Source organism: Aeromicrobium sp. EU05-FHT14F07, assembly GCF_058790455.1.
Map to the genome: position 1 here is coordinate 19,403 of NZ_JBYTCR010000023.1, position 12,873 is coordinate 32,275.

Annotated in this window: 14 protein-coding genes; 10 read left to right on the plus strand and 4 right to left on the minus strand. The window is 72.0% G+C overall.

Annotated features, from left to right (window positions below):
• Window positions 1-18: 18 nt before the first annotated feature.
• Window positions 19-495, minus strand: a complete 477-nt coding sequence (locus AC3WRM_RS16655; RefSeq protein WP_492249684.1) for a neocarzinostatin apoprotein domain-containing protein — start codon at window positions 493-495, stop codon at window positions 19-21.
• Window positions 496-756: 261 nt separating this feature from the next.
• Between AC3WRM_RS16655 and AC3WRM_RS16660 the strand changes: the two genes are divergently transcribed.
• The 4 genes from AC3WRM_RS16660 to AC3WRM_RS16675 are packed head-to-tail and all read left to right on the plus strand — an operon-like array spanning window position 757 to window position 4,563.
• Window positions 757-1,776 (plus strand): iron-siderophore ABC transporter substrate-binding protein, encoded by a 1,020-nt coding sequence (locus AC3WRM_RS16660; protein ID WP_492249683.1) that lies wholly within the window; start codon window positions 757-759, stop codon window positions 1,774-1,776.
• A complete protein-coding gene (locus AC3WRM_RS16665) occupies window positions 1,776-2,756 on the plus strand; it encodes a FecCD family ABC transporter permease (protein ID WP_492249682.1) in 981 nt (326 codons plus the stop codon). Before AC3WRM_RS16660 ends, AC3WRM_RS16665 begins: the two co-directional genes overlap by 1 nt.
• The gene (locus AC3WRM_RS16670; RefSeq protein WP_492249681.1) at window positions 2,753-3,769 is read left to right on the plus strand and encodes a FecCD family ABC transporter permease; all 1,017 of its coding nucleotides are present in this window, start codon (window positions 2,753-2,755) and stop codon (window positions 3,767-3,769) included. The genes AC3WRM_RS16665 and AC3WRM_RS16670 overlap by 4 nt, the downstream gene beginning before the upstream one ends.
• Complete coding sequence (locus AC3WRM_RS16675; protein ID WP_492249680.1) at window positions 3,766-4,563, plus strand: ABC transporter ATP-binding protein; 798 nt, start codon at window positions 3,766-3,768, stop codon at window positions 4,561-4,563. The genes AC3WRM_RS16670 and AC3WRM_RS16675 overlap by 4 nt, the downstream gene beginning before the upstream one ends.
• Here AC3WRM_RS16675 and AC3WRM_RS16680 read toward each other — a convergent pair.
• Window positions 4,517-5,011, minus strand: a complete 495-nt coding sequence (locus AC3WRM_RS16680) for a GbsR/MarR family transcriptional regulator (protein ID WP_492249679.1) — start codon at window positions 5,009-5,011, stop codon at window positions 4,517-4,519. The two genes, AC3WRM_RS16675 and AC3WRM_RS16680, sit on opposite strands and share 47 nt — an antisense overlap.
• Window positions 5,012-5,138: 127 nt before the next feature.
• On the opposite strand from AC3WRM_RS16680, the gene AC3WRM_RS16685 reads away from it, so the two are divergent.
• Both AC3WRM_RS16685 and katG read left to right on the plus strand, forming a co-directional pair.
• Window positions 5,139-5,603 carry a Fur family transcriptional regulator gene (locus tag AC3WRM_RS16685; protein ID WP_492249678.1) on the plus strand — a complete coding sequence of 155 codons (465 nt, stop codon included), beginning with the start codon at window positions 5,139-5,141 and terminating at the stop codon, window positions 5,601-5,603.
• Window positions 5,604-5,683: 80 nt separating this feature from the next.
• The gene (gene katG, locus AC3WRM_RS16690) at window positions 5,684-7,876 is read left to right on the plus strand and encodes a catalase/peroxidase HPI (RefSeq protein ID WP_492249697.1); all 2,193 of its coding nucleotides are present in this window, start codon (window positions 5,684-5,686) and stop codon (window positions 7,874-7,876) included.
• 89 nt (window positions 7,877-7,965) lie between these two features.
• Here katG and AC3WRM_RS16695 read toward each other — a convergent pair whose 3' ends face one another.
• A complete protein-coding gene (locus AC3WRM_RS16695; protein ID WP_492249677.1) occupies window positions 7,966-8,349 on the minus strand; it encodes a DUF1304 domain-containing protein in 384 nt (127 codons plus the stop codon).
• A 125-nt stretch (window positions 8,350-8,474) separates the two neighbouring features.
• Between AC3WRM_RS16695 and AC3WRM_RS16700 the strand changes: the two genes are divergently transcribed.
• Both AC3WRM_RS16700 and AC3WRM_RS16705 read left to right on the plus strand, forming a co-directional pair.
• The gene (locus tag AC3WRM_RS16700) at window positions 8,475-10,106 is read left to right on the plus strand and encodes an MDR family MFS transporter (RefSeq protein ID WP_492249676.1); all 1,632 of its coding nucleotides are present in this window, start codon (window positions 8,475-8,477) and stop codon (window positions 10,104-10,106) included.
• A complete protein-coding gene (locus AC3WRM_RS16705; protein ID WP_492249675.1) occupies window positions 10,103-10,573 on the plus strand; it encodes a MarR family winged helix-turn-helix transcriptional regulator in 471 nt (156 codons plus the stop codon). The genes AC3WRM_RS16700 and AC3WRM_RS16705 overlap by 4 nt, the downstream gene beginning before the upstream one ends.
• On the opposite strand, the gene AC3WRM_RS16710 is transcribed toward AC3WRM_RS16705, so the two are convergent.
• Window positions 10,543-11,052 (minus strand): GNAT family N-acetyltransferase, encoded by a 510-nt coding sequence (locus AC3WRM_RS16710; RefSeq protein WP_492249674.1) that lies wholly within the window; start codon window positions 11,050-11,052, stop codon window positions 10,543-10,545. The genes AC3WRM_RS16705 and AC3WRM_RS16710 overlap by 31 nt on opposite strands.
• Window positions 11,053-11,092: 40 nt before the next feature.
• Here AC3WRM_RS16710 and AC3WRM_RS16715 point away from each other — a divergent pair, with 40 nt between their 5' ends.
• Window positions 11,093-11,872, plus strand: a complete 780-nt coding sequence (locus AC3WRM_RS16715) for a DUF5819 family protein (protein ID WP_492249673.1) — start codon at window positions 11,093-11,095, stop codon at window positions 11,870-11,872.
• The gene (locus tag AC3WRM_RS16720; protein WP_492249672.1) at window positions 11,869-12,843 is read left to right on the plus strand and encodes an HTTM domain-containing protein; all 975 of its coding nucleotides are present in this window, start codon (window positions 11,869-11,871) and stop codon (window positions 12,841-12,843) included. Before AC3WRM_RS16715 ends, AC3WRM_RS16720 begins: the two co-directional genes overlap by 4 nt.
• The last annotated feature ends 30 nt before the right edge of the window (window positions 12,844-12,873 follow it).

Here is a 12,873-nt window from a genome sequence, read left to right on the forward strand (position 1 = left end):
CACGCCCCCGCCCGGGCCTCACTGGAAGGTGATGTTGGCCTGCGCCTCGATGGTCGACGACGTGCCGTTGTGCGAGGTGATCGTCACGGCGCACTGGTCGTTGGCCGCGCTGCCCTTGCAGGTGAACGACGCGGGCTGTCCCGCGCCGGCCACCGGGATGCCGTAGTGGGCGTTGGAGTTGACCTTCTTCGCCGTGTAGCTGACGGAGATGTTGCCGTTCGCGTCGGCCGTCGTCTCCACGCCGGACGAGCACGCCGGCACGCCGAACATCCCGTAGGACTTCGTCGAGCAGGTGCCGACCTTGTAGGTGCCGTTCGCCGTGTAGCCGGAGCCGGTGACGGTGACGACCGAGCCGCTGGCGCTGGACGAGAGGCCGGTGCTCGGCGTGACGGAGATGGTGCCGGCCGCGTGCGCGACGGTCGGCACGGCCAGGGTCGCCGCGGCGGCGGCGAGCCCGACCACGAGGGGGAGGCGGCGGGGGAGGGAGGTGCTCATGATGCTCCTTCAGTAAGGTTAGGCTGTCCTAACGGGTCGTACCGTAGGGGCGCCGCCCACGAGAGCGCAAGACCCCGTCCCACGTCGACGGTCGCCGGTGCCGGCACCGGTGCCGGCACCGGTGCTGGCGCGCGGCTCGCTCGGCGGGGCCGGCGTGTCCGAGGTCGCACCGCCCACTGTTTCACAAAATTTGAAGATCTACTAAGGTCCCCCTCAGTGATCAGTGGCACGTCGTGTGCCGCCCGCCGACCAGGAGGCCCCATGTCGTCCGTCCGTTCCGTCCTCACGAGCGTCGTGGGGGTCCTCTGCGCCGCCCTGCTGCTGTCCGCCTGCGGAGGGACGTCCACGGCGGAGGACTCCGCCTCCGGCGACTTCGAGACCGTCCGGATCAAGCACGCGCTCGGCACCGCCGAGATCACCGAGAAGCCGGAGCGGGTCGTCACCCTCGGGCAGGGGTCGGCCGAGACGGCCATCGCGCTCGGCGTCACCCCGGTCGGCATCGAGTCCTACCCGTGGGGCGCCGACGACACCGGCTACCTGCCGTGGATCCACGAGGCCGTCACCGAGCGCGGGGACGAGCTGCCGAAGCAGTTCACGGGCGGCACCGAGCTCGACATCGAGGCGATCCTGGAGCTCGAACCCGACCTCATCCTGGCCCCGTGGTCGGGCGTGACGCAGGAGCAGTACGACCTGCTCAGCGACATCGCCCCCACCGTCGCCTACGAGAAGGAGCCCTGGGTCATCACCTGGGAGGACCAGATCGCGACCATCGGCCGCTCGCTCGGCGAGGAGAAGGCGGCCGCCGGGCTCGTTGACGACATCGAGGAGCAGTTCGCCTCCGCCGCCAACCCGAGGTACGAGGGCCGCACGTTCTCCTTCATCTACACCAACGGTCCCGGCACGCTCGGCGTGTTCTACCCCGGGGAGCAGCGGGTCACGTTCGTCTCCGCCCTCGGCCTGGAGCCCGCGCTGAGCGAGAAGGAGCTGAAGGACTGGGAGGAGCCGGGCACCGACTCCGCCCTCATCGGCCTGGAGAACGCCGACATGCTCGACGACTCCGACGTGATCTTCACCTTCTACGCCGACGAGAAGAGCCGCAAGGAGACCGAGTCCCAGCCGCTGTACGCCGGCATCCCGGCGGTGAAGAAGGGTGCTCTCGTCGCGCCGACCGACCAGTCCTTCGTGACGGCGTCCTCGATCATCACGCCGCTGACCGTGCCGTGGGCGCTCGAGCGCTACCAGCCGATGATCGACCGAGCCCTGGCGCGGGCCGGCGAGTGATGCGTCGAGGGGCTCTGCTCCTCGGCCTGGTCGTCGTCCTCGGGTGCACCGCGGCGCTGAGCGTCGTGCTCGGCGTGCGCGCCAACGAGGTCTCGGACGTCTGGGACGTGCTGACCGGTCGCGGCGACGAGTACCTGGGCCGGATCGTCGAGGCCCGCGTCCCGCGCACCGTGGTCGGCGCGGTGGTGGGAGCCGCGCTGGCCACGGCCGGGCTGCTGATCCAGGCGGTCACCCGCAACCCGCTCGCCGAGCCGGGCCTGCTCGGCGTCAGCATGGGCGCGTCGGCCGCCATCGTGACCGCCACGGCGTTCCTCGGGCTCGGGAACGGGACGGCCATGGTGTGGGTGGCGATCCCGGGCGCCCTGGTCGCCGTGGCCGTCGTCTACGCCCTCGGCCGACGCGCCGGCGGCGAGTCGGTGGTCCCGCTGATCCTCGCCGGCGCGGTCGTCAGCGCGGTGCTGGGCGCCTACGTCCAGGCGATGATCCTCACCCGACCCGACGCCTTCGACTCCTACCGCTTCTGGGTCGTCGGGTCGTTGGCCGGGGTGCGGTGGGAGACGCTGGCGATGGTGGCCCCGGTCATGCTCGTCGGTCTCGTCCTGACGGTGCTGGTCGCACCGGGCCTGAACACCGTGCAGCTCGGCGACGCCGTCGCGACCTCGCTCGGCGTCCGCGTCGCCTGGGTGCGGGTCGGGGCGCTCGCCGCGGCGACGCTCCTCGCGGCAGCAGCCACGGCCGCCGCCGGCCCGATCGTCTTCGTCGGCCTCGCGGTGCCGCACGTGGCGCGGGCGCTGGTCGCCTCCGACCTGCGGTGGCAGGTGCCCGTGGCGCTCCTGCTCGGCGCCGCGCTGCTGGTCGGCTCCGACGTACTGGCCCGGGTGGTGGCCCGGCCGACCGAGCTCATGGTCGGCGTCGTCACCGCGTTCCTCGGCGCCCCCTTCCTGCTCGCGGCGGTACGACGCACGAGGGTCGCCGCGTGAGTGCGACCGTGCGGCGGGTCGTCGTCCCCGTGCGTCGCCGCACCGTGACGGTCTGCCTGGCCGTCGTGGGAGTGAGCGTGGTGCTCTCGCTGCTCACGCTGTCGCTCGGTCGCCTGGGCCTGTCCGCGGCCGACCTGCGCGACGCGGTGACCGGCGACCTCGACGCGAGGTCGCGGTTCGTCCTGGAGCGCCTGCGCGGGCCCCGTCTGCTGGTCGCCGTGGGAGTGGGGATCGCGCTCGGTATCGCCGGTGCGCTGTTCCAGACCGTCACGCGCAACCCGCTCGGCAGCCCGGACGTCATCGGCCTCGCCGCCGGCGCGGGTGCGGGTGTGGCCGTCACGGTGGTGCTCGGCTCGACCGTGCCGGCCCCGGTCGGCGCGGTGCTCGGAGCGGGCGCGGCGATCGGCGTCGTGTACCTGGCGAACGGCTCCGGCTTCGCGTCGCCCGCACGCGTGATCATCACGGGCATCGGCGTGGCGGCGATGTGCACGGCCGTGACCCAGTACGTGGTCGCCGTCGAGATGCGCGACAGCGCCCACGCCCTGGCCGCCTACACGGTCGGCTCGCTCTCGGCCCGCGACCTCGGGCACGCCGCGACGATCGGCGGCGGGCTGCTCCTGCTGCTGCCCTGCGTCGCCGCCCTGCACCACCGGCTGCTCGTCATGGACATGGGCGACGAGCTCTGCGACGCGCTCGGTGCCCGCGCGTCAGCGACCCGGACCTGGGCGATCGTGCTGTCGGTGCTCCTGGCGGCGGTCGCCGTGTCGGTGTCGGGGCCCATCTCGTTCGTCGCGCTGACGGCTCCGCACGTCGCGCGACGGCTCACCGGCGCCGTCGGACCGAACCTCGTGGCCTCGGCCCTCGTCGGCGTGCTGATCGTGCTCTCCGCCGACGTCGTCGCCCAGCACGTCCCTGCCGCGGAGGGGCTGCCCGTCGGGGTCGTCACGATCGGGGTCGGCGGCGCGTACCTCGGCTACCTGCTGCTCGTCCACTGGAGGAACGTCACGAAATGAACGAGTCATCCCTGCGCGCCGACGGGATCACCGTGGGCTACGGCGGCGCGCCCGTGCTGCGCGACCTCGACTTCACGGTGAGCCGCGGCCAGTTCACGGCGGTCATCGGGCCCAACGGCTGCGGAAAGTCGACGCTCGTCAAGACGCTCGCGCGGACGTTGCGCCCGACGGCGGGGCAGGTCGTCCTCGACGGCGTCCCGGTCGAGCGGCACCGCTCCAAGCACGTCGCGCGACGTGTCGGCCTCCTGCCGCAGGAGCCGGTGGTCCCCGACGGCATCACCGTCGAGGAGCTGGTCGCGCGGGGCCGGCACCCGTACCACTCCCCGCTGCGGCAGTGGAGCGAGGGCGACGACGAGGCGATCGCCTCGGCGCTGTCGGCCACCGGTGTCGACGCGCTGGCCGGCAGGCGGGTGGCCGACCTGTCCGGAGGACAGCGCCAGCGCGCGTGGATCGCCATGGTCCTCGCGCAGCAGACCGAGTTCGTCCTGCTCGACGAGCCGACGTCGTTCCTCGACCTCGCGCACCAGCTCGACGTGCTGCGGCTGTGCCAGGAGATCCGGGCCGCGGGACGCACCGTCGTGGCCGTGCTGCACGACCTGAACCAGGCGGCCCGCTACGCCGACCGCGTCGTGCTGATGCGCGACGGTGGCGTCGTCGCCGAGGGGACGGCGCGCGAGGTCGTGACCAGTGCCCAGGTCGAGGAGGTCTTCGGTGTGCGGTGCCGCCTGATCGAGGACCCCGAGTCGGCTACTCCGCTGATGATCCCGCTGCAGGACCAGCACGCCCGGCCTTGACCTCCTGCCAGCGCTCGTCGAGTCGGACGTCGTCGAGCAGCCAGGCCATGTAGTGGTGCATGTGGGTGAGTCGCTCGTGGGCGGGGCTGCCCTCGGGGACGTCGGGCAGCGCGCTGGCGGCGAGGTCCCGCTGGGCCTGCAGGTAGGGCCGCTCGTGCTGGAGGAAGCGCCCCCACACGTCGCGCGCCATGAAGTGGCGGGTCGCGCGCTCGCCCGGTCGGCGCTCGTGGTGGAGGAAGCCGGCGTCGGCGAGGCTGCGCGTGGCGTTGGAGACCGATCCCGTGCTCACGTCGAGGTCGGCGGCGATCTGCGCGGCCGTGACGCCGTCGGACTCGTCCAGGAGGAGGTACGCGGCGATCCGGCCCTCGGTGCGCGACGCGCCCCGCGTCGTCCACACGCGGGCGAAGGACTCGATGAACTCGGCCCGACGGGCGTCACTGATCGTCACCGGACCAGGGTAGGAGCAGGGCGGTGCGTCGGCTCGTCCGCACGACCTGGGGACACGCACGTGGGCAGGAAGTGAACACCGCGTGTCCTTTCTTGACTCGTTCAAGAAAGCCGGTAGAGTCGACGACATGCCGCACCTCGACGTCGCCGACCTCCTGCGGGGGGCCGGCCTGCGCGTCACCCGCCCGCGGGTGGCCGTGCTCGAGGCGCTGGAGCGTCTGCCGCACGCCGACACCGGCGACGTGATCGACGCCGCGCGTCGCGACGTCCCCGACGTCTCGCACCAGGCGGTCTACGACTCGCTGGCGGCGCTCACCGAGGCCGGTCTCGTGCGCCGCATCCAGCCGCACGGCCACGCGGCTCGGTACGAGCGTCGTGTCGGCGACAACCACCACCACGTCGTGTGCCGCACCTGCGGCACCATCGCCGACGTCGACTGTGCCACGGGCGAGGCGCCCTGCCTCGTTCCGTCGCAGGACCACGGCTTCGTCATCGACGAGGCCGAGGTCATCTTCTGGGGCACCTGCCCCGCCTGTGCACGCGCCGGGTCGGCAGCGACCCCGCGCGATCCCCAGACTCCCGCGCCCGCCTGAGGGCAACGGTCCGCACCGTCCACCCACCTGAGAGGAACATCGTGAGCGAGCACGACAAGCCGAACGCCGAAGTCGGCGAGATGAACGACCCCCTGGAGGCCAAGGGCGCACCGGAGGGCCAGTGCCCCGTCGCGCACGACAGCCTGCCGTACCCGACGCGCCAGGACGCCAACAAGGTGTGGTGGCCCGAGGGCCTGAACCTCAAGATCCTCGCGAAGAACCCGTCGGTCGCGAACCCGCTCGGCGACGACTTCGACTACGCCGCCGCGTTCGAGTCGCTCGACCTCGCAGAGGTCAAGCGCGACATCGAGCAGGTGCTCACGACGTCGCAGGACTGGTGGCCCGCCGACTTCGGCCACTACGGCGGCCTCATGATCCGCATGGCCTGGCACAGCGCCGGCACGTACCGCGTGCACGACGGCCGCGGTGGCGCCGGTGCCGGCCAGCAGCGCTTCGCCCCGCTGAACAGCTGGCCCGACAACGGCAACCTCGACAAGGCCCGCCGTCTGCTCTGGCCGGTCAAGAAGAAGTACGGCAAGAACCTCTCGTGGGCCGACCTCATCGTGCTCACCGGCAACGTGGCGCTGGAGTCGATGGGCTTCGAGACCTTCGGCTTCGCCGGCGGTCGTGAGGACGTGTGGGAGCCCGACGCCGACGTGTACTGGGGTCCGGAGACCGAGTGGCTCGGCGACGCGCGCTACAGCGGCGACCGGGAGCTCGAGCGTCCGCTGGCCGCCGTCCAGATGGGCCTCATCTACGTCAACCCCGAGGGTCCGAACGGCGAGCCCGACCCGCTGGCCGCCGCTCGTGACATCCGCGAGACGTTCGGCCGCATGGCCATGAACGACGAGGAGACCGTCGCGCTGATCGCCGGTGGCCACACCTTCGGCAAGACCCACGGCGCGGCCGACCCCGAGCGGTACGTCGGTGCCGAGCCCGAGGGCGCGCCGCTGGAGGAGCAGGGCCTGGGCTGGAAGAACTCCTACGGCTCCGGTCACGGCAACGACACCATCACGTCGGGCCTCGAGGTCACCTGGACGCGGACGCCCGTCCAGTGGTCGAACGACTTCTTCGAGCTCCTCTTCGGCTTCGAGTGGGAGCTGACCAAGAGCCCTGCCGGTGCTTGGCAGTTCGAGGCCAAGGACGCGGACGCGATCATCCCCGACGCCCACGGCGGACCGAACCGCAAGCCGCGGATGCTGGTCACCGACGTGGCCCTGCGCACCGACCCGGCCTACGAGCAGATCTCGCGCCGGTTCAAGGACGACCCGGCCGCGTTCGCCGACGCGTTCGCCCGCGCCTGGTTCAAGCTGACGCACCGTGACATGGGCCCCAAGGACCGCTACCTCGGCCCGGAGGTCCCCGTGGAGACGCTGATCTGGCAGGACCCACTGCCCGAGGCGACCGGCGCCCCGCTCGACGCGGCCGCCATCGCCGACCTGAAGCAGCGTGTCGCCGACTCCGGCCTGAGCGTGACCGACCTGGTCGGCACCGCCTGGGCGTCGGCGTCGACGTTCCGCAGCAGCGACAAGCGCGGTGGCGCCAACGGTGCCCGGGTGCGCCTCGAGCCGCAGGTCGGCTGGGAGGTCAACAACCCGGGCGAGCTGCGCCGCGTCCTCGGCGTGCTCGAGGGCATCCAGGCGGAGTCGGGGACCGACGTCTCCCTCGCCGACCTCATCGTCCTCGCGGGCGGTGTCGGCATCGAGCTGGCCGCCAAGGCGGCCGGCCGCGAGCTGGAGGTGCCCTTCACGCCGGGCCGCGTCGACGCGACGCTCGAGCACACCGACGTCGAGTCCTTCGAGTGGCTCGAGCCGCGGGCCGACGGCTTCCGCAACTACCTCGGCAAGGGCAACCGGCTGCCGGCGGAGCACCTGCTCCTCGACCGCGCGAACCTGCTCGGGGTCAGCGCCCCGCAGATGACCGCGCTCGTCGGAGGTCTGCGGGTCCTGGGCGCCACCTACGACCGGTCGACGCTCGGTGTCCTCACGGACGCCCCGGGCACCCTCACGAACGACTTCTTCGTGAACCTGCTCGACCTGGACGTCACGTGGACCTCCGTCGACCCCGAGGCCGGGATCTACGAGGGGCGCGACGCCTCCGGCGCCGTCCGTTGGACGGGCAGTCGGGCCGATCTGGTCTTCGGCTCGAACTCCGAGCTGCGGGCCGTGGCGGAGGTGTACGCGAGCGACGACGGCGCCGACGCGTTCGTCGACGAGTTCGTGGGCGCCTGGGTTCAGGTCATGGAGGCGGACCGCTTCGACCTGCACCGCTGACGCACCCCGTTACGCACAGGAGGGCCCGGACCGGCACGGTCCGGGCCCTCGTGCGTCGTCGGCTCCGTCGGACGTCGAGGGAGCGGGGCTCAGAGCAGCCCGACGGCCAGCGCGACGACGCCGAGCAGCGGCAGCACGCCCTGCGACACGGCGGCGCGCGCCTTGTCGGGGCTCGACACGAGGAGGACCGCGGCGGCGGCGACCATCGATCCCGCACCGGCGAACGCCAGGGTCGCGCCGACGGTGGTCACGTCGAGGGCCACGAGCACGGCTCCCGCCCAGGCCGTCACGGCGAGGAAGAGGTTGTAGAAGCCCTGGTTGTAGGCGAGCTCGCGCGTGGCCTCGGCCTCCTCGGGGCCGAGGCCGAAGGTGCGGCGTCCCCGCGGTGTCGTCCAGGCGAAGGACTCGAGCCAGAAGATGTACACGTGCAGCAGCGCTGCGAGGGCGACGAGGACGACTCCGAGCAGGGTCATGCGCCCATCATGGCCGACGCGGGGACGACAGGTGGCGGAGGTCACTCATGCCCTTGGTTGCGGATGGCAACCATCGAGGTATGGTTGCAGATGTCAACCAGTATCGTCGAGCAGAGAGAGCAGCCGTGTCAGAACGCATCGCCGCCACCGCACCACCGTCGTCCGAGGACAGCGGGGAGATGAGCCATCGTCAGGTGCTCGAGGCGCTGAGCGGCCTCCTCCTGGCCATGTTCGTCGCGATGGTGTCCAGCACCGTCGTGACCAACGCGCTGCCGCGGATCGTCACCGACCTGAAGGGCAGCCAGACGGGCTACACCTGGGTCGTCGTCGCGACGCTGCTGACGATGACCGCCACCACGCCCATCTGGGGCAAGCTGGCCGACCTGTTCAGCAAGAAGGTGCTCGTGCAGGTGGCGCTCGTCGTCTTCACGATCGGCTCGCTCATCGCGGCGTCCGCGCAGAGCATGGGCGTGCTCATCGGCGCCCGCGCGGTGCAGGGCCTCGGCGTCGGCGGCCTGACCGCCCTCGTGCAGGTTGTCATCGCGTCGATGGTCAGCCCCCGCGAGCGCGGTCGCTACTCCGGCTACATCGGTGCCGTCTTCGCCCTCGCGACCGTCAGCGGACCGCTGATCGGCGGCGTCATCGTCGACAGCCCGCTCGGCTGGCGCGGCTGCTTCTTCGTCGGCCTGCCGTTCGCCGTGGCCGCCTTCGTGCTGCTGCAGCGCACGCTGCACCTGCACGTCGTGCGTCGCGAGGTCTCGATCGACTACCTCGGAGCCACGCTCATCATGGGTGGCGTCAGCCTCCTGCTCGTCTGGATCTCCCTCGCCGGTGCGCACTTCGCCTGGGTCTCCGCCACGTCGGCCCTGCTCGTCGTCGGCGGCGTGCTGCTCATCGCGCTCGCCCTCCTCGTCGAGGCCCGCTACGCCCGGGAGCCGATCATCCCGCTGCGACTCTTCCGCGACCGCACCACGTCGCTGGCCACCCTCGCCTCCGTCATGATCGGCGTCGCCATGTTCGGCGCGACGGTCTACCTGAGCCAGTACTTCCAGTACTCGCGCGGCATGACGCCGACGGAGGCGGGCCTGATGTCGATCGCCATGGTCGGCGGGCTGCTCGTCTCGAGCATCACCTCCGGGCGGATCATCAGCCGCACCGGCGTCTGGAAGCGCTGGCTGGTCGGCGGCATGCTCCTCGTCGTGCTCGGCTTCGGCCTCCTCGGCACGATCGACGCCAGCACGTCCCTGTACGTCGTCGGCCTCTACATGGCGCTCGTCGGCCTGGGCCTCGGCGCCACCATGCAGAACCTGGTGCTCGCCGTGCAGAACAACACCCGGCTCGAGGACATGGGCGCCGCGAGCTCCGTCGTCGCCTTCTTCCGCTCCCTCGGCGGGTCCGCCGGCGTGGCGGTGCTCGGCACGATCCTGAGCCACGACGTGAAGGGCAACGTCTCCGACGGCGTCCGCGAGCTGGCCGCCTCCGGCCAGCTCAACCGCTCGGACCTCGAGCGGCTGAGCCACTCGACCGGTCAGATCCCCGACCTGTCGACGCTCCCGGGCCCCTTCCGGACGCTCTACGAGACCGCCTTCGGCGACGCGTTCGGGCACATCTTCCTGGTCGCCACGCCGTTCGCGCTCGCCGCGCTCGTCTGCATCCTCTTCATCAAGGAGGTCCCGCTGCGCACCACGATCCAGAAGGACGTGGAGGTGCTCGAGACCGAGGGACAGCCGGCCGACACGGTGGCGAGCCTGCGATGACCGCCGGCACGGTGCCTCCCGCCGCCTCGTCGCTCGACGCGCTCCGGCTCGTCGAGCACGAGGTGGGGGTGCTGATGCGGCGCGCCCGTCGTGCGCTCACCGAGCGTGCGCGGCTCGTGCACCCCGACCTCCAGGCCGTCGGGTACCTCGTGCTGGTGCAGGTCGAGGCCGACGGTCCGGTCCGGGGGAGCGGCCTGTGCGACGTGCTCCACCTCGACAAGGGCGCGGTGAGCCGCTCCGTGCAGCACCTGCTCGACCTCGGCCTCGTCGACCGGACGCCCGACCCGGACGACGGCCGCGCCACGCTCCTGTCGGTCAGCGACGAGGGTCGTCGTCGGGTCCGAGCCGTCGACGTCGCCCGCCGGGAGCTGCTCGGCGAGCGGTTCGCGGACTGGAGCCGCGAGGACCTCTGCGACGTCGCGCTGACGTTGCGCCGCTACAACGCCAGCTTCGGCCCGGAGGCCTGACCCGTCCCGTCGGCGACGAGGTCGAGCGTCATGAAGACGCTGAGCGGGTCCGGCCCGTAGTCGGCGAACGGTCCGCACACGACGAACCCCCGTCGTGCGTAGAGCCGACGGGCGGGGGCGAAGTGCTCCTCGGCGCCGGTCTCGAGCGAGACCCGCCGGAGACCGTCGGCGCGCGCCGCGTCGAGCAGGTGCTCCAGGACGGCGGCCGCCACGCCGCGCCCGCGAGCGGCCTGCGTCGTCCGCATCGCCTTGAGCTCCCCGAGCTCACTGGTGTGCGTCCTGAGCGCACCGACTCCCAGCAGCACCGTCGGCGCGTCGTCCGTCCAGGCGGCGACCATGAGCACGTCGGGTCGGGCCAGGGCGTCGTGGGGGAGGGCGTGCACGCTCTCCGGCGGTGACGTCGCCCGCATCTCCGCGAGGTGCTCGTCGAGCAACGCAGCGACGTCGGGGTCGTGGGGCGAGACGGTCCGTACGTGCATGTGGCCATCCTCGCGCGGGTCCGACGAGTACCGTGACCGGGTGCAGCACGAGTCGGTCGACGCGCCCCCGCGTCCCTCCCGCTGGCGTGTCGCGGTGGTCGGCATCGTCGTCGCGCTCGGCGCGGCGCACCTGCTCGCCGTCACCGCGGCGGCCCTGCCACCGAACGCGTACTCCGACGCCGCGCGTCCCGCGACGTCCTACCTCGGCGCATACTTCTCGCAGAACTGGCGGCTCTTCGCCCCCAACCCGATCGCCTCCGACCGGGTCGTGCGCTTCCAGGGCGCCTACGAGGAGGACGGCCGGATGCAGGTCACGCCGTGGCTGGACTGGACCGACGTCGAGCTCGACCTCGTGCGCCACCGGCTCGTGGGCGGCCGCGCCGGCTACGTCACCAACAAGCTCTACGGTCCGCTGGCGAACCGCTACGCGACGCTCGACGAGCCGCAGCGGAAGGTCGCCGACGTCGTCGACCCCGCTGACGTCCTCTCGTGGAAGGCCCTCGACCGCGAGCTGCGCGCGGGCTCGAACGACCGGTTCGACGACGCGCAGGTCGCCCTCTACCTCGCCTACGACCGTGCGACGTCGCAGCTGGCCACCGACGCGCTGGAGGCCGCGCACCCCGGACGACGGTACGTCGCCGTCCGCTACGCGACCCGCAGCCAGGACGTCACCCCGTGGCCCGCGAGGCACGGCACGGCGGCGGAGCGGCAGGCGGCGCGTCCCACACCGGTCCACCGGATCAACGGGTGGCGCACCCCGCTGCGCGGCGACGCCGCCGAGCGCGCCGCGGTGGCCGACTTCCTGCGGAGGCACCGGTGAGGGGCGTCGGCGACCGGGTCTGGACCTGGCTGACCGCCCGGAAGCACGCCACGCGCGGCCTCGCCATCACGCGCATCGTGCTCGGTCTCATCGTCTGGACGCAGCTGCTCGCCAACTGGCCCGACCGTCACTACACGTGGGGCGACGGCGCGACGTGGACGCAGGGCGTGCGTGACGTCAAGCCGTGGCCGGGCTTCCTCGGCATCTTCCAGCAGGCGCACGGGGCGAGCTTCGACGCCCTCTACCTGCTGACCGTGCTGGCCGGGGTGCTGCTGATGGTGGGCCTCTGGACCCGCGCCTCCGCGCTGCTGACCCTGTTCCTCTGGATGTCGCTGTACGTCTGCAACCCGTTCGTCGGCTCCGGCGGCGACGCCGTGCTGCGCATGGTGCTGCTGTACGCCTGCTTCACCGACTCCGGCCGGCACCTGTCGGTCGACGCGTGGCTGCGTGCGCGACGTGGCGAGCTGCGACCGGTGCTGCCCGGCTGGCTGTCGACCACCCTCCACAACGTGGCGGTGGTCCTGATCATCCACCAGGTGGTCATGGTCTACGTGGGCTCGGCGCTCTGGAAGGTGCAGAGCGAGCTCTGGCTCGACGGCAGGGCGGTCTACTACCCGCTGCAGACCGAGGCGTACTCGCCGTGGCGCGACCTGCTGCACCCGCTGTCGAGTGCGTCGCCCGTGGTCATGGCCGCGACCTGGACGGCCATCGTCGTCCAGCTCCTGTTCCCCGTGCTGCTGCTCTACCGCAGCACCCGGGCGCTGTCGCTCGTCGTGGTGACCGGGATGCACCTCGGGATCGGCGTCTTCATGGGGATCATGTACTTCTCCCTCGTGATGATCGCGGTCGACATGATGCTGGTCAGCGACGCGTCGTGGCGACGTGGCGGACGCTGGTGCAGGGCCTGGTGGGCACGGCGGCGTGGTCGGGCCGACGACACGCAGCTGGTTGACCTGCGCAACGCTGTGTGATGTGTCTCAGGTGACACGCAACGCGCACGC